This window comes from Micromonospora sp. NPDC049801 (assembly GCF_040656575.1).
Taxonomy (GTDB): domain Bacteria; phylum Actinomycetota; class Actinomycetes; order Mycobacteriales; family Micromonosporaceae; genus Micromonospora.
In genome coordinates, this window is sequence record NZ_JBFAMS010000008.1 from 237,922 (window position 1) to 256,587 (window position 18,666).

Annotated in this window: 15 protein-coding genes; 8 read left to right on the plus strand and 7 right to left on the minus strand. The window is 72.9% G+C overall.

The genetic code is table 11. The features are described 5' to 3' along the window. Positions 1-11: 11 nt before the first annotated feature. Positions 12-4,004 carry a CHAT domain-containing protein gene (locus AB0I89_RS17335; protein ID WP_357127147.1) on the plus strand — a complete coding sequence of 1,331 codons (3,993 nt, stop codon included), beginning with the start codon at positions 12-14 and terminating at the stop codon, positions 4,002-4,004. A 21-nt stretch (positions 4,005-4,025) separates the two neighbouring features. Here AB0I89_RS17335 and AB0I89_RS17340 read toward each other — a convergent pair whose 3' ends face one another. Continuing rightward, the gene (locus tag AB0I89_RS17340) at positions 4,026-4,484 is read right to left on the minus strand and encodes a hypothetical protein (RefSeq protein ID WP_355049531.1); all 459 of its coding nucleotides are present in this window, start codon (positions 4,482-4,484) and stop codon (positions 4,026-4,028) included. Next, on the minus strand, positions 4,481-4,795 hold the full coding sequence (locus AB0I89_RS17345) for a hypothetical protein (protein ID WP_357127151.1): 315 nt from the start codon (positions 4,793-4,795) through the stop codon (positions 4,481-4,483). Before AB0I89_RS17345 ends, AB0I89_RS17340 begins: the two co-directional genes overlap by 4 nt. A 227-nt stretch (positions 4,796-5,022) precedes the next feature. Here AB0I89_RS17345 and AB0I89_RS17350 point away from each other — a divergent pair, with 227 nt between their 5' ends. The 3 genes from AB0I89_RS17350 to AB0I89_RS17360 all read left to right on the plus strand — a co-directional run bounded on the left by AB0I89_RS17350 (position 5,023) and on the right by AB0I89_RS17360 (position 8,087). Further along, positions 5,023-5,388, plus strand: coding sequence for a YciI family protein (locus AB0I89_RS17350; RefSeq protein ID WP_355049533.1), 366 nt, complete (start codon positions 5,023-5,025; stop codon positions 5,386-5,388). 369 nt (positions 5,389-5,757) lie between these two features. Beyond that, a complete protein-coding gene (gene pyk / locus AB0I89_RS17355; protein ID WP_355049534.1) occupies positions 5,758-7,206 on the plus strand; it encodes a pyruvate kinase in 1,449 nt (482 codons plus the stop codon). Then, a complete protein-coding gene (locus tag AB0I89_RS17360) occupies positions 7,203-8,087 on the plus strand; it encodes an acyl-CoA thioesterase II (protein ID WP_357127156.1) in 885 nt (294 codons plus the stop codon). The genes pyk and AB0I89_RS17360 overlap by 4 nt, the downstream gene beginning before the upstream one ends. A 9-nt stretch (positions 8,088-8,096) precedes the next feature. On the opposite strand, the gene AB0I89_RS17365 is transcribed toward AB0I89_RS17360, so the two are convergent. Beyond that, complete coding sequence (locus AB0I89_RS17365) at positions 8,097-8,759, minus strand: YceI family protein (RefSeq protein ID WP_357127158.1); 663 nt, start codon at positions 8,757-8,759, stop codon at positions 8,097-8,099. A gap of 223 nt (positions 8,760-8,982) precedes the next feature. Between AB0I89_RS17365 and AB0I89_RS17370 the strand changes: the two genes are divergently transcribed. Both AB0I89_RS17370 and AB0I89_RS17375 read left to right on the plus strand, forming a co-directional pair. Then, positions 8,983-9,447, plus strand: a complete 465-nt coding sequence (locus tag AB0I89_RS17370) for an Rrf2 family transcriptional regulator (RefSeq protein WP_030334362.1) — start codon at positions 8,983-8,985, stop codon at positions 9,445-9,447. A gap of 132 nt (positions 9,448-9,579) precedes the next feature. Beyond that, positions 9,580-10,590, plus strand: coding sequence for a sulfite exporter TauE/SafE family protein (locus tag AB0I89_RS17375; RefSeq protein ID WP_357127161.1), 1,011 nt, complete (start codon positions 9,580-9,582; stop codon positions 10,588-10,590). Between the two features lie 351 nt (positions 10,591-10,941). Here the strand turns inward: AB0I89_RS17375 and AB0I89_RS17380 are convergent, their stop codons facing one another. Further along, the gene (locus AB0I89_RS17380) at positions 10,942-12,381 is read right to left on the minus strand and encodes a pyridoxal-dependent decarboxylase (protein WP_357127164.1); all 1,440 of its coding nucleotides are present in this window, start codon (positions 12,379-12,381) and stop codon (positions 10,942-10,944) included. A gap of 240 nt (positions 12,382-12,621) precedes the next feature. On the opposite strand from AB0I89_RS17380, the gene AB0I89_RS17385 reads away from it, so the two are divergent. After that, a complete protein-coding gene (locus AB0I89_RS17385; protein ID WP_357127167.1) occupies positions 12,622-14,922 on the plus strand; it encodes a cellulose binding domain-containing protein in 2,301 nt (766 codons plus the stop codon). Positions 14,923-15,121: 199 nt separating this feature from the next. Here the strand turns inward: AB0I89_RS17385 and AB0I89_RS17390 are convergent, their stop codons facing one another. Together AB0I89_RS17390 and AB0I89_RS17395 are read right to left on the minus strand one after the other, a co-directional pair. Beyond that, complete coding sequence (locus tag AB0I89_RS17390; protein ID WP_357127170.1) at positions 15,122-16,144, minus strand: LLM class flavin-dependent oxidoreductase; 1,023 nt, start codon at positions 16,142-16,144, stop codon at positions 15,122-15,124. A gap of 33 nt (positions 16,145-16,177) precedes the next feature. Next, the gene (locus AB0I89_RS17395; protein ID WP_357127173.1) at positions 16,178-16,657 is read right to left on the minus strand and encodes an Lrp/AsnC family transcriptional regulator; all 480 of its coding nucleotides are present in this window, start codon (positions 16,655-16,657) and stop codon (positions 16,178-16,180) included. Positions 16,658-16,740: 83 nt separating this feature from the next. On the opposite strand from AB0I89_RS17395, the gene AB0I89_RS17400 reads away from it, so the two are divergent. Beyond that, on the plus strand, positions 16,741-17,919 hold the full coding sequence (locus AB0I89_RS17400) for an aminotransferase class I/II-fold pyridoxal phosphate-dependent enzyme (RefSeq protein ID WP_357127176.1): 1,179 nt from the start codon (positions 16,741-16,743) through the stop codon (positions 17,917-17,919). Here AB0I89_RS17400 and AB0I89_RS17405 read toward each other — a convergent pair whose 3' ends face one another. Continuing rightward, positions 17,920-18,588: an NAD-dependent epimerase/dehydratase family protein gene (locus tag AB0I89_RS17405; RefSeq protein ID WP_357127179.1), complete on the minus strand. Its 669-nt coding sequence runs from the start codon at positions 18,586-18,588 to the stop codon at positions 17,920-17,922. Positions 18,589-18,666: the final 78 nt, after the last annotated feature.

Sequence of the window (18,666 nt, forward strand, 5' to 3'; positions counted from 1 at the left end):
GGGGAGGCGCGATGTGGCGACGGTTCAGACCCGACCCGATCGGGCGGCTGCGGGAGCGGCTGGAACGTTTCGGGGCCACCGGCGATCGACGGGCGGTCCTCGACTCCGGCGCGATCCGCGACGCGGAGGCCGTCGCCGACCTGGTGACCGCGACGTCCCCGGACGGGCCGCTGCCCGAGCGGGTCGCCGAGGGTATGTCCCTCCTGGCCGGCCTGCACTGGTACCGCTATCAGCTACTGCCGTCGGGTGAGGACGCCGACGACCTCGACCAGGCGTTGCGGCTCACCGAGTTTCTGCTGCGCTTCGCGCCGGAACGGGTGCCGCCGCCGCTGCTGGAGCTGCTGCGCTCCCGGCCCGCTTCCGCTGAGGCGGCGGGCCGGCCGCCGCGCCCCCGGCCCGCCCGAGTGGACACCACCGCCCGCGACGCGACGGCGAGTTCCCGGTACGTCGAGGCCGTCCTCCTGATGGCCGCCGCCGAGACCAGCCGCGACTACCGGGCGGCTGATCAGGCCGAGGCGCTGCTGCGGCAGGCGCTGGCCGGTACGCCGGCAGGTGCGCCCGAGCGCCTGCACTACCTGTCCGCCCTCGGCAGGGTCCACCGCGACCAGTTCCAGCATCTCGGCCGGCGACGGGCCCTGGCGGGGGCCGTCGAGGCGCACCGGGAGAGCCTGGAGGCGACCGGCGTCGGCGACCCGGAACGTCCCGTACGGCTGTTCAACCTCGGCAACGTCCTGGGCGACACGTACGACGTCGACCACGACCCCGCCGCGCTGGACGAGACGATCACCGCGCTGCGGGACGCGGTCCGGGTCGCCGCGCCGGGCACACCGGTGCGCACGATGGCGCGGATGAACCTCGGCCAACGGCTGCGCGACCGGTGGCGGCTGCACCGGCGACCGGGTGACCTCGACGAGGCCGTCAACGCCTTCGCCGCCGCCCGGGACAGCGCCGACCCCCGGGTCGCCGCGCTGCACGGCGCCGCGCTCGCCGAGCGGTTCGCGCGCGACCGGATGCCCGCCGACCGGGACACCGCCATCGAGGCCTACCGGTCGGCGTTGACCGGGTTCGGTGGCCTCGCCCCGGATCTCGCCGGCACCGCCCAGTTCGGCCTCGCCACCCTGCTCGCCGAGCGGCACCACACCACCGCCGCCCCGGCCGACCTCGACGCGGCGATCGACGCGTACCGGGCCGCCACCGCGTCCGGGTCGACGCCCGACGGGACGGACGGCGACGACCTGCGGCACGTCGCGGGCGGTCTGCTGGTGACCCGGTACGAGCGGCGCCGACGCGCCGACGACATCACCGAGGCGGTACGGGTGCTGCGCGCCACCGTGGGCGCCGCCCGGGACCCCGTCCAGCGGGCGCGTCGGCTCGCCGATCTCGGCCACGCGCTCGCCCTGGGCCACGCCGACCTCGGCGGGGTGAGCGCGCTGCGCGCCGGCCGCGACGCGCTGATCGAGGCGGAACGGCTGCTGCCCCGCGCTGACCCGCTGCGCCCCCACGTGCTCAACAACCTCGGCAACACCCTTCGCGAACTCTCCGACCTGGCCGGCGAGCCAACGCTGCTGGAGCCGGCTGCGGTCGCGCTGCGATCGGCCGTGGCCGCCGCCGATTCGGACACCGCGTCGCTGCCCCGGTACCGCTCGAACCTGGGCCTCGTGCTGCAGGCGCTCTTCGCCTCGACGCAGGACCTGGCGACCCTGACCGAGGCGATCGAGGTGCTGGCGCGGGTGGTCGAATCGACGCCACCCGGGCATCCGGACCGTCTGCCGGCGCTGACCAACTACGGCTCCGCCCTGAACCGTCGGGTCGAACTCTTCCTCGACGGCGCGCTGCCCGCGAGCGGCGGGCCCACGGACGAGGTCGCGACCGGTATCGCCCAGGACTCCGACACCGCCGTGGGCGCGCTGCGCGAGGCCGCTGAGCTGGCCGAACAGGAGGCCGACCCCACCGAGTACGCCCAGACGGTCGGCACCCACGCGCTGGCCCACCTGCTGCGGCATCGCCTCAACGGCGACCTGCCGGCGCTGGACGAGGCGGTCCGGCTGCTCGATCCGCTGAGCCGGCGGCCGTCGGCCGGCGGGGACCGGCACCGGATCCTCACGAACCTCGGCAGCGCTCTCCTGCTGCGCCACCAGGCCGGCCACGCCGACGCCGACGCCAGCGCCATGCTGACCGCCTACCGGGAGGCGGTCGACGAGCTGATCCCCGAGCATCCCGGCCGCGCCATGTGCCTGAGCAACCTGGCCACCGCCCTGGAGCGGGTCGCCGAGACCGGCGCGGGTGACTCCGGCGCGCTGGCCGAGGCGACCGCCGCGCTGCGCGCCGCCGCCCGCGTCGAGTCCGCGCCGTCGCTGCTGCGGGCGACAGCCGCCGGCCGGTACGCGGCACACGCCGCCCAGGCGGGCGACCTGCCGGCCGCGCTCGACGGGTACACCACCGCCATCGAGCTGATCGACCTGGTGGCCTGGCACGGCATGGACCCCGACGACCAGACCCGCCTGCTCGGACGCTTCCCCGGCCTGGCCAGCGACGCGGCGGCGGTCGCCATCGCCCTGAACCGCCCGGAGCGCGCGGTCGAGCTGCTCGAATACGGCCGGGGAGTCCTGCTCACCCGCGCCCACGACGCGGGCGCGGACCTGGCCGCGCTCCGCGCGCGGGCGCCCCGCCTCGCCAACCGCTTCGCCGACCTCCAAGCCGCCCTCGACGGCTTCGGGTCGCGGCCGCCGAGCCAGGTGGTGTCGCCGGACGGGTGGGAACGTGGCGGGTCGGTCGCCGCGACCGGAACGACGCCGGAGCAGCGGTACGACCTCGCCACCCGCCGCCGCCACCTGTTGGCCGAGATCCGCGACCGGCCCGGCTTCGCCGACTTCCTCCGCCCGCCGCCCTTCGACGATCTGGCCCGGGCCGCCGCGAACGGACCGGTGGTGCTGGTGAACGTCGCCGACCGGCGCTGCGACGCGCTGGTCGTCGCCGGCGGCCGGGTCACCGTCGTGCCCCTGCCGGAGCTGACCCTGGCCGAGCTGATCGTGCGTACGGCGAGCTTCCTGGGCGCGATCGCGGTGCTCACCGGGCCCTCGGCGGCGGACGTCACCCCGCCGCAGGTACAACGTCGGCACGCGGCGGCCCGCGCCGAGGTCGCCCAGACCCTGGACTGGCTGTGGCGCGTCATCGCCGTACCCGTCCTGGAGGTGGCCCTGCCCACCCCGCCGGCCGCCGACGCCGAGCCGGCGGACGGTGGCTGGCCCCGGCTGTGGTGGTGCCCCACGGGCGTGCTCACCCTCCTACCACTGCACGCGGCCGGCCCGGCCGACGGCGGCGACGGGCTGCTCGACCGGGTGGTGCCGTCCTACACGGCCTCGCTACGGGCGCTGACGCACGCCCGCCGGGCCGGACCGACAGCTCCCGGACCGGTCGACGCGGCGCTCTTCGTCGGCATGCCACAGACGCCCGGCCTGGCCGACCTGCCCGGCGTGGCGCGCGAGGAGGAGATCGTCCGACGGCACCTCGGCCGGGTGCGTTCGCTCATCGGCCCGGCGGCCGGCCCGGCGACGGTGCTCGACGCCCTGCCCGAGCAGCCCGTCGCGCACCTGTCCTGCCACGGTACGCAGGACCTGCGCTTCCCGACCCGGGGACGCCTCGAGCTGGCGGGCGGCGCGCTCAGCGTCCGCGACCTGTGGCGGCCGGCGGGGCGGCCGGCCGCGCTGGCCGTCCTCTCCGCCTGCGAGACGGTACGTGGCGGGGCGGCCCTGCCGGACGAGGCGCTCACCCTCGGCACGGCCTTTCAACTGGCCGGCTTCCGGCACGTCATCGGCGCGTTGTGGTCCATCTCGGACGCGCTGACGGTGCGGCTCTGCGTCGACCTGTACGACGGGTTGGCGGTCAGCGGAGGGATCGCTCCGGACCGCGCGGCGGTGGCCCTGCACGCCGCCGTCCGCCGCCTGCGCGCCGCCCTACCCGACCATCCGGACACCTGGGCCGGCTACGCGCACCTGGGCCCCTGAGCGCCGCTCAGCGTAGGAGGATCAGCGGCCGGGGGCGTACCAGGTCACGCCGACGGCGGCGACCAGCAGCGTGGTGCACAGCAGCACCAGCCCCACCCCGATGCGCAGGGACCGGACCGCCGCCATCGCCTCCCGGTGATCGCCGAGCGGGGCCGGCGGGAGAGCCGCCACCGGGGTCACCGTCAGCGGCCCGTGTGCCGCGCGGAGCAGCGCGAGCGCTCCGGCCACGCCCGCGGCCAGCGCGGCGAGCAGCAGCAACCCGACAAGCGCGCCCCAACCCGCGGCGAGGGTGGTCACGTCGGAGCGGCCCCGGATCAGGCTGAACCCGACCAGCGCCACCAGCAGGCCACCCAGGCCGTTGCGCCAGGCCAGCGCCGCCGCGCGTACCCGCTCCAGCTCGCCGCGCAGCAGTCCGGCGAGCTGCTGCGCGCCGCGTAGGTCGGCCACGGTCGCGGGCGGGCCGGGACGGAGACGGATCACGCCTCGACCTCCAGCCAGAGCGTCCAGTACGCCCCGCAGCCCCGCAGCCCGGCGGGGCACCCCGGGTGCTCGGCCTCGCACTCGCACAGCAGCGTCCGGTAGCCCGGGTCGGAGGTCGCCGCGTCCTTGCGGTAGATCGCGTCGACGAGCGTGGTGGCGCTCGCGTGGCCGCACCGGGGACAGCGCCCGCTGAGCACCACCGCGAACTCGAACTCCTGGGCCCGGAAGTCCGCCGCGGCCCGCGTGGCGTACGCCTCGTCGGTCACCTCGGCGTACGACAGAGGGCTCGACGTCGGCCCGTCGTCACTCATCCCGACCTCCCGCCACCGACATCTGGACCGTCCACCGTAGCCGGTGACCACACCGGGTGCGCCCACGTGCCCGTGTCCGGATGCCGTCCGTCCCGGTGACCGACCCGGGGGAGTTGCGCGGAGCGACGGGTACCGCCCCTTTCGACGTGCGAGGCTGGGCGCGTGCCGGTGACGCCGGCTCGGGCGTCGGCGTCGGACCGGGCCGGCGCGACGGCGGAGGGAGGGCCATGCCGCAGGTGCCGCAGGTCGACTTCGCGCTCGACACGTACGAGTGCATCGTGATCTATCCCGGAGCCGCCGGACGGGCCCTGCCCCCGGAGACCGTGCAGCGGTTGCAGGCCGAGCACGCCGAGCACATGCGGGCGCTACAGCGCAGCGGGATCATCCTGGTCTCCGGCTCGGTGGACGGCCCGGCCCGTACGCCGGAGCCGCCGATCGGCTTCGGGCTGGCCCGCACCGGCAGCGTCGAGGACGTGCGCAGCGTGTTGGAGGCCGACCCGGCGGTGCAGGCCGGCCTCTACCGGGTGGACGTGTTGACCTTCCTCTGCCCGGCCGGCTCGCTGGAGTTCCCGCTGGTCAAGGCCGGTAACTGACCGTCGATCCGGAGACGGGTGTCAGGCCGCTGACGGCGTCGGGGCCGGCGCCGGTGTTACCGTCGCGCGTACGGCGTGGGCCGGCCGTCCCCGGCCGTCCAGGCGACGCACGAGCCGCGTGACCTGCTCACCGCCGTGCCCGCTCGGCCCGTCCCGGGGGCGTCGCAGAGGGCCGTCGCCGGGAGCGGCCCGACACCGGCTCCGCGCGGAGGCGTACGATTCCCGGCGCGCGGTCGCCGTTGCCCGTCGCCACAACGTTCCGGTGCGCTTGCGCCCGCCGGCCCGACGCGTGCCACGCGTCGTTGGACACCTGTTCCACTGCCTGCAAGGGGTCGGCCCCGAGTCCGACCTGAAGGAGAGACTAGCCTGATGGGCGTGACACGCCGCGCGAAGATCGTCTGCACTCTTGGACCCGCCACCTCGTCCCCGGAGCGCATCCGGGGTCTCGTCGAGGCCGGCATGAACGTGGCGAGGCTCAACTTCAGCCACGGCAGCCACGAGGACCACGAGGCCGTCTACCGGCTGGTCCGGGAGGCGTCCGAGGCCGCCGGCAAGCCGGTGGCGGTCCTCGCCGACCTGCAAGGCCCCAAGATCCGGCTCGGCAAGTTCGCCGACGGCCCGCACGAGTGGCGCACCGGTGACTCGGTCGTGATCACCGGCGACGACATCCTCGGCACCAAGGAGCGGGTCTCCTGCACCTACACCAAGCTGCCGCACGAGGTGAAGCCCGGCGACCGGCTGCTGATCGACGATGGTCGGGTCGCCGTCGAGGTCACCGACGTCACCGGCAACGACATCCGCTGCCTCGTCACCGAGGGCGGCCCGGTCTCCAACAACAAGGGCGTCTCGCTGCCGAACGTGGCGGTCAGCGTGCCCGCCATGTCGGACAAGGACGCCGAGGACCTGCGCTTCTCCCTGGGCCTCGGTGTCGACCTGGTGGCGCTCTCGTTCGTGCGCTCGGCCGAGGACATCAAGCTCGTGCACAACATCATGGCCGAGGAGGGCGTCTTCCGCCCGGTGCTCGCCAAGGTCGAGAAGCCGGAGGCCGTGGAGCACCTCGAGGCCATCGTGCTGGCCTTCGACGGCGTGATGGTCGCCCGTGGCGACCTCGGTGTCGAGATGCCGTTGGACGAGGTTCCGCTGGTGCAGAAGCGCGCCGTGCAGCTCTGTCGGGAGAACGCCAAGCCGGTCATCGTGGCCACCCAGATGCTCGACTCCATGATCGAGAACTCCCGCCCCACCCGGGCGGAGGCCTCGGACGTGGCCAACGCGGTGCTCGACGGCGCGGACGCGGTCATGCTCTCCGGCGAGACCAGCGTGGGCAAGTATCCGGTGCTCACCGTCAGCACCATGGCCAAGATCGTGACGACCACCGAGGCCGGTTCGATCGGGGTGCCGCGTCTGCAGCACGACCCGCGTACGCACGGCGGCGCGCTCACCGTGGCCGCCTCGTCGATCGCCCGGGCCATCAACGCCAAGGCGCTCGTCGCGTTCTCGCAGACCGGCGACACCGTGCGACGGCTGTCCCGCCTGCACTGCGACCTGCCGCTGCTGGCCTTCACGCCGGTCCCCGAGGTGCGCGACCAGCTCGCCCTCACCTGGGGCGTGGAGACCTTCCTGATGCCGTTCGTGCAGCACACCGACGACATGTTCCGTCAGGTCGACCAGGCGCTGCTCGGCCTCGACCGGGCCAACCCCGGTGACTACGTGGTGATCGTGGCGGGCAGCCCGCCCGGCACCCCCGGCTCGACGAACACGCTGCGCGTGCACCAGCTCGGCTCGCTGGTCGACGCGGCGTCGGCGCGGGCGCTGCAGTGAGCGATGGTCGGGTCGCGGTCGGCCAGGCGGCTGTCGACCAGCTGCTGGAGGTGCTGGACCTCGACCCGACCGGGGAGATGACCTTCCGGGGGATGAGCCCCCCGGTCGGTCCACAGCGGGTGTACGGCGGCCAGGTTGCCGGTCAGGCCCTGGTCGCCGCCGGCCGCACGGTGGATCCGGAGCGCTTCGTGCACTCGCTGCACGGCTACTTCGTCCGCCCCGGCGATCCGGCCGAGCCGATCGAGTACCAGGTGGAGAACATCCGCGACGGCCGGTCGTTCTCGGTGCGTCGCGCGGTCGCCCTCCAGCACGACAGGCCGATCTTCTTCATGTCGGCGTCCTTCCAGCGGGCCGAGGAGGGGTTGGACCACCAGGCCCCGGCCCCGCTGGACGTGCCGCCGCCGCAGGACGTGCCGACGATGTCCGACCGGCTCTCCCGCTACCCCGAGCGCCTGGGCATGTGGGGGCAGATCCCCCGCCCGATCGACGTGCGCTACGTGGGGGAGCCCGGCTGGGTCCGCCCCGGCGACCGACCGGCCGACCCGCACCAGCGGGTCTGGATGCGCATCGACGGCAAGTTGCCCGACGACCCGCTGCTGCACGCGTGCGCGCTCACCTACGCCTCCGACCTCACCCTGCTGGACTCGGTGCTCTCCGTGCACGGCGAGGTGTGGGGGCCGGGCGGCGTGGTCGGCGCGAGCCTGGACCACGCGCTGTGGTTCCACCGGCCGTTCCGTGCCGACGAGTGGTTCCTCTACGACTGCTGGAGCCCGTCGGCGTCCGGCGCGCGAGGGCTGGCGACCGGGCGGATGTTCACCACGGACGGCCGGCAGATCGCCAGCGCCGTCCAGGAGGGTCTGCTGCGCCGCGTCGGCGCCTGACCCGACCGGTCACGCCTGGTGGATGGCCTCACCGGCGATCTCGATCTGCACGGTCTTGCCGACGAGGACGCCGCCGCTCTCCAGGGCGACGTTCCAGAGCAGGCCGTAGTCCTCACGGTTGATCTCGGCGGTCGCGCTGAATCCGAAGATGTTCTGCCCGTACGGATCACGCCGCGCGCCGCCGAAATTCACCTGTAGGTCCACCGCACGGGTGATTCCCTTCACCGTCAACTCACCGGCGAGCACGAAACGATTGGGCTCGGACTGCGGCGGCGGATTGTGACTTCTGCCTCGTCCGCCGAGTCGGTGGTTGCGCAGGCGCGCCCAGTAGAAAATCGGGTCGTCGTTGCTCTGCCACGTGATGCCCGTGCTTCGATATTCGAGAGTGGGATAACGCTCCACGTCGAGGAAATCGGCGCTTTTCAGGTGAGTGTCCCGGTCGGCGCTGCCGGTGGAGATGCTCGCCGACGCGATCGTGGCGGTCACCCCGGAACGCAGCGGATCCTCCCCGACCGTGATCTCTGCGGTCGCCTCGGCGAACTCGCCGCGCACGGGGCTCACCATCATGTGACGGGACAGGAAACCGATCCGCTTGTGCGCCTGATCGAGGCGGTAGGTGCCGGCGATCGGGATGGTCATGCCATCCCAGGTGCGTGTGGCGACATCGGTCATCGTGTTGCCTTCCCCCGGGGTTAATCAACGTCCGGTCCGAACTCCATCAACCGGCCGGACAGGCGTACTACCCGCCCAGCATAGGGACGTTCGGAATCGGCCTTTCGGGCCCCACCGGTTAATGGATCAAGGTGCGCGGCGTAATTGGTTGTCGGTCGATGCGTGGCCGATCGGTTGAGGGTCGCCGGTACCGGCGGATGACCTGCGGGCTAACCTTGCCGGCATGCGTCTCTCCGCCCGGGTCGACTACGCCCTCCGCGCGGCCGCCGAGCTGGCCGCGACGGCCAGCGGCCCCGGGCGGGGCCGGCCGGTCACCGCCGACCAGATCGCCCGTGCGCAGGAGATCCCGCCGAAGTTCCTGGAGAGCATCCTGTTGCAGCTGCGCCGGGGTGGCATCGTGCACGCCCAGCGCGGTCCGGAGGGTGGCTACTGGCTGGCCCGCCCGGCCGAGGAGATCTCTCTCGCGGAGGTGATCCGGGTGATCGACGGGCCGCTCGCGCACGTGCGGGGGCAGCGCCCCGAACAGCTCGGCTACCACGGTCCGGCCCGCGCCCTCCAGGAGGTCTGGATCGCGCTGCGCGCCAGCGAGCGCGAGATCCTGGAATTGGTCAGCGTCGCCGACGTGGCCGCGGGGGCGCTGCCCGCGCGGGTCACCGAGCTGGCCGCCGACCCGCGCGCCTGGATCTGACGCCTCCCCGGGCGGACGCCTCGACGCCGACCTGCGGGCGTCCCATCCACCGATCAGACACTTGACCCCGGCTCTGCCGTGCCGCATTGTCGACCAAGTCGATAGGAGATACCGAAAAGTCAGGGGGCGCTCGTGCGCAAGCTACTGGTCCTCGCTCTGGTCGGGCTCGTCGCGCAGTTGATCGATGGTTCACTCGGCATGGCGTACGGGTTGACCTCGTCCACCCTGCTGCTGGTAGTCGGGGTCGCGCCCGCCGCCGCCTCGGCGTCGGTGCACCTGGCCGAGATCGGCACCACGCTCGCGGCCGGGATCGCGCACTGGCGGTTCGGCAACGTCGACTGGCGGGTGGTCACCCGCATCGCCCTGCCCGGCGCGATCGGCGCGTTCGCCGGGGCCACCCTGCTCAGCTCGATCTCCACCGAGTCGGCCGCGCCGTGGATGGCCGCCATCCTCTTCACCCTGGGCGCGTACCTGCTGGTGCGCTTCGCCCGACCGCTGCGTACCGGTCGGGTCGGCGGACGGCTGCGCGGACGCTTCCTCGGCCCGCTGGGCCTGGTCGCCGGCTTCGTCGACGCGACCGGCGGCGGCGGGTGGGGCCCGGTCGCCACCCCGGCGCTGCTGGTCTCCGGTCGCCTGGAGCCCCGCAAGGTGATCGGCTCGGTCGACACCGCCGAGTTCGTGGTCGCCGGAGCCGCCAGCGTCGGTTTCCTGATCGGGCTGGGAACGGAGGGGTTCCTCCTCCCCACCGTCGTCGCCCTGCTGATCGGCGGGTTGGTCGCCGCCCCGCTGGCCGCCTGGCTGGTGCGTATCGTGCCCGCCCAACTGCTGGGCGCGGCGGTCGGTGGCGTCATCGTGCTGACCAACGCCCGCACCCTGATCCGGTCGGCCGAGCTGGGCGGCCCGCTCCGCCCCACCCTCTACGTCCTGCTGGCCGCCGGATGGCTGACCGCGCTGCTCTTCGCCGTACGCGCCCTGCGCCGCACCCGTCGAGCCCGCGCCACCGCTGCCACCGCCACCGAGACGGCCACGGCAGCCGGCGCTGTCTTGCCGGTGCTTCCTGAGTCGGTCTCTGTCATCACCGGCGCTGCCGACGGCAGCGCACCGGCCGATCTCAGCGTGGCGGGCACCCCGGGAGGGCGCTGACCCGCGCGGCGGCTTCCGGTGACGTCGGTCGACTTGGTGCTCTCCCGTCGTTGTTCGCGGCGGAGTGCCTACCCCCTGTGACCGTGATGCCTGTGAGTCATCTTGATGACTCACAGGCATCACGCTCATTTGGGTCCTCGCCCCGCAGGCGGCGCTGCCGCCGGCCATCAGCCCTGCCGGCGGGCTGCCGGGACGCGGCTCCTCTGCCGCCGTCGCGGCGGGAGGTCGACTGCGGATCGGTGATGTGGCGGTGTCTGCAGGCGGCGACGCCGCGACGTCGGCGATCTGGCGGGGTCTCCGCGTCGCGATGCCGCCACATCGGCGACCTGGCGGGCGGTAGCGTCCGGGCCGTCAGCGCGTCAGCAGCTTGTCCGCTGCCTCGGCGAGCAGCGCCCACGTCTCGTCGATGTGCGCCGCGGTGGTCTGCGGTGAGCCGACGGCCAGCCGCAGCGTGTACCGGCTGGCCACCCGGGTGTGGGTCAGATGTGCCCGCCCGCTGGCGTTCACCCGGGCCAGCAGCTCGGCGTTCGTGCCGTCGTCGGCCCGCAGCCGGAAGCAGACCAGCGAGAACGGGTGCGCCGCGGCCAGCTCGAACCGGTCGTCGGCGCGCAGGTGATCGGCGAACCGGGCGGCCAAGGCCACGCCCGAGCGGATGTGCGCCCGCAGCCCCTCGACGCCGTACCAGCGCAGCACGAACCAGAGCTTCAGGGCCCGGAAACGGCGACCCAGCGGCACCTGCCAGTCCCGGTAGTCGAGCACCGCGCCCGAATCTGAGGCGGCGTTGCGCAGGAACTCGGGGAGCACGGTCAGCGCCTCGACCAGTTCTCGGCGGTCGGCCACCCAGAACGCGTCGCAGTCGAAGCCGGTGAGCAGCCACTTGTGCGGGTCGAAGCAGTAGGAGTCGGCGTACTCCAGGCCGGTGTGCGACCAGCGCAGTTCGGGGCAGACGGCGGCGGAGCCCGCGTACGCCGCGTCGACGTGCAACCAGATGCCGTACTCGGCGCAGATCGCCCCGATCTCCGCCACCGGGTCGATGGCGGTGGTGGAGGTCGTGCCGATGGTCGCGACCACGATGGCGGGTATGACCCCGACGGCCAGATCCGCCTCGATCGCCGCGCGCAGCGCGTCCGGACGCAGCGCCTGGGTGTCCGGGTCGACGTCGATCGACCGGATGCCGTCCGCGCCCAGTCCGGCGATCCGCGCGGCCTTCTCGATCGAGGAGTGCCCGTGCACCGACGTGTACGCGCGGTAGCGCCGGTCGATGCCGGTCGCGCGCCAACGACCCCCGCTGGCGCGATGCAGAGCGGCGAGGGTGGCCACCAGTGTCGCCGAGGACGCCGAGTCCTGGATGACGCCGCCACCGGGTCCGGTGGAGGAGAAGCGCGGCGGCAGGTCGAGCAGCTCGGCCAGCCAGTCCATCATGACCGTCTCGAGTTCGGTGCAGGCCGGGCTCGTCGCCCACATCATGCCCTGCACTCCGAGCCCGGAGCTGACCAGGTCACCGAGCAGGCTCGGACCGGAGGTGTTCGCCGGAAAATAGCCGTAGAAGCCGGGGTGCTGCCAGTGCGTCAGCCCGGGCAGGACGATGGTGTCCAGGTCGGCGAGGAGCGCTTCGACCGGTTCGCCGCCGGTGGTGGGCGGCGAACCCGGTAGGGCCTTCGCCACCGTGCCCGGCGGGTCGGCGGAGGTGACCGGTCGTTGGTGCAGCGTCGTCCAGTAGTCGGCGATCCAGTCGACGACGGCGTGGCCGGCGCGGCGGAACTCGTCCGGGTCCATGTGCGGGGCGCTCATCCGGTCGAGTCGATCAGGCGGTGTGGGGCGGGGTCAAGAGCCGTACGGGGTGACGGTCGTCGATATTGCGGACCGGAAAGCGCTTGCCCTACGATGCGGCTGAGCCGGATCCGAGTTCCAGGGCGTCAACCCCCGACCAGACCGCCGTTCCGTCGCCGCCGCGGCGGACCGTCCACCGTGCTTCCCGGGCAGGGCAGGTGGGCCAACAGCGGTCACCACCGGATCCCCCGGAGGCAGTTCATGCACCCGTCAAGACAACGGCTGACCCTGCTCGCCGCCTCGACGGCGGCAGTCGTCGTGGCCGGCACCGTCGGCACGGTCGTCGCCTCGGCCGCCGCCGTCGGCTGCCGCGTCGACTACCAGGTCACCAACCAGTGGCAGGGCGGCTTCGGCGCCAACGTCACCATCACCAACCTCGGCGAGGAGATCAACGGCTGGACCCTCGCCTGGTCCTACGCCGCCGGCCAGCAGGTCTCCCAGGCGTGGAACGCCACCGTCAGCCAGTCCGGCGCGCAGGTGAGCGCGCGCAACGTCGACTACAACGGCGCGCTCGCCACCAACGGCACCGCCTCGTTCGGGTTCAACGCCTCCTGGACGAGCAGCAACCCGGCCCCGGCCAGCTTCACGCTCAACGGCGTCACCTGCACCGGAGCGCCCCCCACAGGCGACCCGACCACCCCGGCCCCGACCACGCCACCGCCGACCACCCCGCCGCCCACGACGCCACCGCCCACGACGCCCCCACCGACCACGCCCCCGCCGACCACGCCGCCACCCACCACGCCTCCGGCCGGGGCGAAACAGCTGGAGAACCTGGACCGAGGGTTGGTCAGCGTCCGCTCCGGCAACGGCAACCTGGTCTCCTGGCGTCTGCTCGGCACCGAGGCCTCCGGCGTGTCGTTCAACCTCTACCGCGGCTCGACCAGGGTCAACGCCAACCCCATCACCGGCGCCACGAACTACCTCGACAGCGGCGCGGCGGCCGGCTCGACGTACACCGTGCGGGCCGTGGTGGGCGGCGTCGAGCAGGCGGCGTCCGCGCCGGCCCTGCAGTTCGCCAACGGCTACCTGGACGTGCCCCTGCAGGTGCCGGCGGGCGGCACCACACCCAGCGGGGAGAGCTACACCTACAGCGCCAACGACGCCTCCGTCGGCGACCTCAACGGCGACGGCAGCTACGAGATCGTCCTCAAGTGGGACCCGTCGAACGCCAAGGACAACTCCCAGTCCGGCTACACCGGCAACGTCTACGTCGACGCGTACACCCTGACCGGTACCCGGTTGTGGCGCATCGACCTCGGCCGCAACATCCGGGCCGGCGCGCACTACACCCAGTTCCAGGTGTACGACTACGACGGCGACGGTCGCGCCGAGGTGGCCATGAAGACCGCCGACGGCACCCGCTCCGGCACCGGCCAGCTCATCGGCTCGTCGTCGGCGGACTACCGCAACTCCAGCGGTTACGTGCTGTCCGGCCCGGAGTACCTGACCATGTTCAACGGCCAGACCGGCGCGATCGCATCCACCGTCAACTACGACCCGCCGCGCGGCACCGTGTCGTCCTGGGGCGACTCGTACGGCAACCGGGTGGACCGGTTCCTCGCCGGCACCGCGTACCTGGACGGCCAGCGCCCGTCACTGATCATGGCGCGGGGCTACTACACCCGGGCGGTGATCGCGGCCTGGGACTTCCGCAACGGCTCGCTGACCAAGCGCTGGACGTTCGACTCGAACTCCTCCGGCAACGGCGCGGCGGCCGGCCAGGGCAACCACCAGCTCTCCGTGGCCGACGTCGACGGCGACGGCCGCCAGGAGATCGTCTACGGCGCCGCCACCATCGACGACAACGGGCGGCTGCTCTACTCGACGGGCAACGGGCACGGCGACGCCCTGCACGTCGGGGATCTCGACCCGGGCCGCGCCGGCCTGGAGGTGTTCAAGGTCGACGAGGACGGCAGCAAGCCCAGCTCGTGGTTCGCGGACGCCCGTACCGGTCAGATCTTGTGGTCGACGCCGGCCTCCGGCGACAACGGCCGGGGCGTCTCGGCGGACATCTGGGCCGGCAGCCCCGGCGCGGAGTCCTGGTCGGCGGCGGTCTCCGGCCTCGCCAACACCCGTGGGCAGAACATCGGCCGCAAGCCGTCGTCGACGAACTTCCTCGCCTGGTGGGACGGTGACCCCGTCCGGGAGTTGCTGGACGCCACGAGGATCGACAAGTACGGCGCCGGGGGCGAGACCCGACTGCTCGACGGCAGCGGGGTCGCGTCCAACAACGGCACCAAGTCCACGCCGTCGCTCTCCGGCGACATCCTGGGTGACTGGCGCGAGGAGGTGATCTGGCGGACCACCGACAGTCGGGCGTTGCGGATCTACAGCACACCCACTCCGACCAGCACCCGGATCTACACCCTGATGCACGACCCGCAGTACCGGGTGGCGATCGCGTGGCAGAACACCGCCTACAACCAGCCGCCGCACCCGGGGTTCTTCATCGGTGATCAGATGGCGGGCCCACCCACCCCGAACATCTACCTACGCTGATCTGACCCTGGCGGTACTGATCGAGTTCGCCTAAGGTGGCAGGCACCGGGCCGCAGCCGCGGAATCCGCACAGCTACAGCCCGGTGCTCCACACCGCGGCATCCCCGACCCGTCCCGACCGGGAATGCCGTACCACCACCGGCACCAACATTAGGCACCGTCCGGGTCGCGGGAGTGACGCTGACGTGAAGATCGTGTTTCACGCGTCCCGGCGCAGGCCCCCGGCCACCTTCTCGGCGATCAACTCGTACGACCGCACCCGGTCGGCCACGTCGTACACGAGCGTGGTGAGCATCAGCTCGTCCGCGCCGGTGCGCTCCTGCAACTCGGTCAGCTGCCGCCGCACCGTCTCCGGCGAGCCCATCGCCTGACCCTCGCGCCGTTGCAGCACGAACTCCCGCTCGAACTCCGTGTACGGGTACGCCGCCGCCTCGTCCGGCGTCGACAACGGCTCCGGCCGACCGGAACGCAGCTTCAGGAACGACAGCGCGCTCGGCGCGGCCAGCCACTCGGCCCGCTCGTCGGTGTCGGCGCAGACCGCGTTGACAGCCACCATCGCGTACGGCTTGTCCAGCCACTGCGACGGCCGGAAGTTCTGCCGGTACAGCGCCAGCGCCGGCAGCGTGTTCGCCGCGCTGAAGTGGTGCGCGAACGAGAACGGCAGACCCAGCAGACCGGCCAGCTGGGCGCTGAAGCCGCTGGAACCGAGCAGCCAGACGGCCGGCTGCTCGCCCCGACCGGGGGTGGCGATGATCTGCCCCGGCTTCTCACCGCTGAAGTAGTTCATCAGATCGGCCAGCTCACGCGGGAAACCCTCCGCCGACAGGCCCTCCATGGTGCGGCGCAACGCCAGCGCGGTCACCTGGTCGGTGCCCGGGGCCCGGCCGATGCCCAGGTCGATCCGGCCCGGGTGCAGCGCCTCCAGGGTGCCGAACTGCTCGGCCACCACCAGCGGCGCGTGATTCGGCAGCATCACTCCACCGGAACCCAGCCGGATGGTCGACGTGTTCGCCGCCAGGTGCGCCAGCAGGACCGCCGGCGCGGAGCTGGCGATCGCCGGCATGTTGTGGTGCTCGGCCACCCAGAAGCGGTGATAGCCCAGCTCCTCGGTGCGTCGGGCCAGCTCGGTGGTGGCCTGCAAGGCCGCGCCGGCGGTGGCGCCCTTGGCGACCGGGGCAAGATCAAGGACAGACAACGGTACGGTGATCACACGCAGTGCCAACTCCCCGGCCTGCCCGTTCATTCCGACGGCCGCTCAGCCCACCCCACGCGCCTGCTCGAAGATCAGGCTGGTCTGCGTGTGCTGCACCACCGGATCGACCGCCAGCTGGTCCAGCACGAAGTCCCGCAACGCGTCACCCGACGCGGCCCGCACGTGCAGCACGTAGTCCTCGGCGCCCGCCACGTGGAACACCGACACCACCCCGGGCAGCCGCACCGACCGCGCCCGGAACGCGTCCACCGCCGCCCGCTCGTGCGCCGTCAACCGCACCGACACCAGCGCCTGCAACGGCAGGCCCAACGCCGCCGGATCCACCTCCGCGTGGAAGCCCCGGATCGCCCCACGCTCGCGCAACGCCCGGGTACGCGTCAGACACGTCGACGGCGCCACCCCCACCCGCTCGGCGAGCGCGTTGTTCGGCAACCGGCCGTCCGCCACCAACTCGGCGAGGATCGCGCGGTCCACCTCGTCCAGGGCCGGATACGGCCGTACATCGTTCGACTCAGAGGGCATCCGAGCATCGTCCTCCGAACCACCGGCCAAAACCAGGGCTCTCAACAGAATCATCTACCAAACTGTTGCACCCAGGTTGGCAGATGTTCGACCCTACCCGCATGACGACGGTGGACACCCGAGCCGTACACGCCGGCCGCGACGACCTGCGCACGCTCGGCGTGCACGTACCACCGATCGACCTCTCCACCACCAACCCACTGCCGTCGGTCGACGACGGCGGCAACGCCTACGAGCACCTCGCGACCGGCGGCACCCTGCCCGCCGACGCCAGCGCCGTCTACCAGCGGCTCTGGAACCCCACCGTCGCCCGCTTCGAAACCGCCCTCGCCACCCTCGAAGGCACCGAACAGGCCGTCGCCTTCGCCAGCGGCATGGCCGCCCTCACCGCCACCCTGCTCGCCGCCACCCGCGACGGCCACCGCCACATCGTCGCCGTCCGCCCGCTCTACGGCGGCACCGACCACGTCCTCGCCACCGGTCTGCTCGGCACCACCGTCACCTGGGCCCACCCCGACGAGGTCGCCACCGCCCTCCGCCCCGACACCGCGATGGTCGTCATCGAGACACCGGCCAACCCCACCCTCGACCTCGTCGACATCGCCGCCCTCGCCGCGGCGGCCGGCGACGTGCCCCTGCTCGTCGACAACACCGTCGCCACCCCCGTTCTGCAACAACCCGCCCGCCACGGCGCCGCCCTCGTCCTGCACAGCGCCACCAAGAGCATCGGCGGACACGGCGACGTCCTCGCCGGCGTCGTCGCCTGCGACGAGGCATGGGCGGCGCGCCTGCGCCAGGTCCGCGCCGTCACCGGCGCGATCCTGCACCCCCTCGGCGGCTACCTCCTGCACCGCGGCCTGCAGACACTCCCGCTGCGGGTCCGCGCCCAACAGGCCACCGCCGAGAAACTCGCCGGCTGGCTCGCCGACCACCCCGGCGTACACCGGGTGCACCACCCCTCGGTGTACGACCCGGCGGCGCTCGTCGGCCGGCAGATGTCCGGACCCGGCAGCCTCCTCGCCTTCGAGGTACGCGGCGGCGCGTCCGCCGCCGCCACCGTCGCCGCCGGCTGCCGGCTCATCACCCACGCCGTGTCCCTCGGCGGCGTCGACACCCTCATCCAGCACCCCGCCTCGCTCACCCACCGCCCCGTCGAGGGTGACGCGAAGCCGGACGGCGCGCTGCTACGCCTCTCCGTCGGCCTCGAAGATCCCGAGGACCTGCGCGCCGACCTCGCCCGCGCGCTCGACGCGATCGCCTGATCAGCGCAGCTCGCGGTTGCCCAACACCCGCGTCGGCGCGCCCTCCCGCGCCACCCGCAACATCGCCCGGCCGATCCCGTCGGTGGTCGTCACGTGGTTCGGCAGCAGCCCCCGCAACACCGGGAACAGCGGACGCGTGACCGCGTACCCGATCCGGTAGGCCCGGGTCCGCGACACCGCCCCGTACGTCGGCTGGATGAACCCCGGCCGCGCCGCGTACCCGTTGGGCAGCAGGTCCATGACCGCGTTCTCGGTGCGGCCCTTCACCCGCGCCCACATCACCCGACCCTGACCGGTCGAGTCGGTGCCGACGCCGGAGACGTAGACGAACGTGACCTGCGGGCTCACCTCGGCCAACAGTCGCGCCGCAGCCATCGGGAAGTCGTAGCTGATCCGGGTGTACGCCGCCTCGTCCAGACCCAGCGACGACACACCGAGGCAGTAGAAGCAGGCGTCGACGCCGGTCAGCTCCGCCCGTACCGACTCCAGGTCACCGACGTCGGCGACGGTCAACTCCCGCAGCTTCGGGTCCCGCTGACCGGTCGGCCGGCGACCGATGGTGAGCACCTCCCGCACGTCCTCGGCGAGCAGGCACTCGCGCAACACGCCCTGACCGACCATGCCGGTCGCACCGAAGATGACCACCCGCATCAGATCCACCCCTGTCATCGGTCCCGCCACAGGCTCCCACGATCGGCATGACCGTCAAGGCCCGGGGAAACCCACTTCGGCCGACAACGCCGAACC

Coding starts and splice junctions, on each gene's coding strand:
- AB0I89_RS17335 (WP_357127147.1), top strand. CDS start 12: ATGTGGCGACGGTTCAGACCCGACCCGATCGGGCGGCTGCGGGAGCGG.
- AB0I89_RS17345 (WP_357127151.1), bottom strand. CDS start 4,795: ATGAGTGACGACGGGCCGACGTCGAGCCCTCTGTCGTACGCCGAGGTG.
- AB0I89_RS17350 (WP_355049533.1), top strand. CDS start 5,023: ATGCCGCAGGTGCCGCAGGTCGACTTCGCGCTCGACACGTACGAGTGC.
- pyk (WP_355049534.1), top strand. CDS start 5,758: ATGGGCGTGACACGCCGCGCGAAGATCGTCTGCACTCTTGGACCCGCC.
- AB0I89_RS17365 (WP_357127158.1), bottom strand. CDS start 8,759: ATGACCGATGTCGCCACACGCACCTGGGATGGCATGACCATCCCGATC.
- AB0I89_RS17370 (WP_030334362.1), top strand. CDS start 8,983: ATGCGTCTCTCCGCCCGGGTCGACTACGCCCTCCGCGCGGCCGCCGAG.
- AB0I89_RS17380 (WP_357127164.1), bottom strand. CDS start 12,381: ATGAGCGCCCCGCACATGGACCCGGACGAGTTCCGCCGCGCCGGCCAC.
- AB0I89_RS17385 (WP_357127167.1), top strand. CDS start 12,622: ATGCACCCGTCAAGACAACGGCTGACCCTGCTCGCCGCCTCGACGGCG.
- AB0I89_RS17395 (WP_357127173.1), bottom strand. CDS start 16,657: ATGCCCTCTGAGTCGAACGATGTACGGCCGTATCCGGCCCTGGACGAG.
- AB0I89_RS17400 (WP_357127176.1), top strand. CDS start 16,741: ATGTTCGACCCTACCCGCATGACGACGGTGGACACCCGAGCCGTACAC.
- AB0I89_RS17405 (WP_357127179.1), bottom strand. CDS start 18,588: ATGACAGGGGTGGATCTGATGCGGGTGGTCATCTTCGGTGCGACCGGC.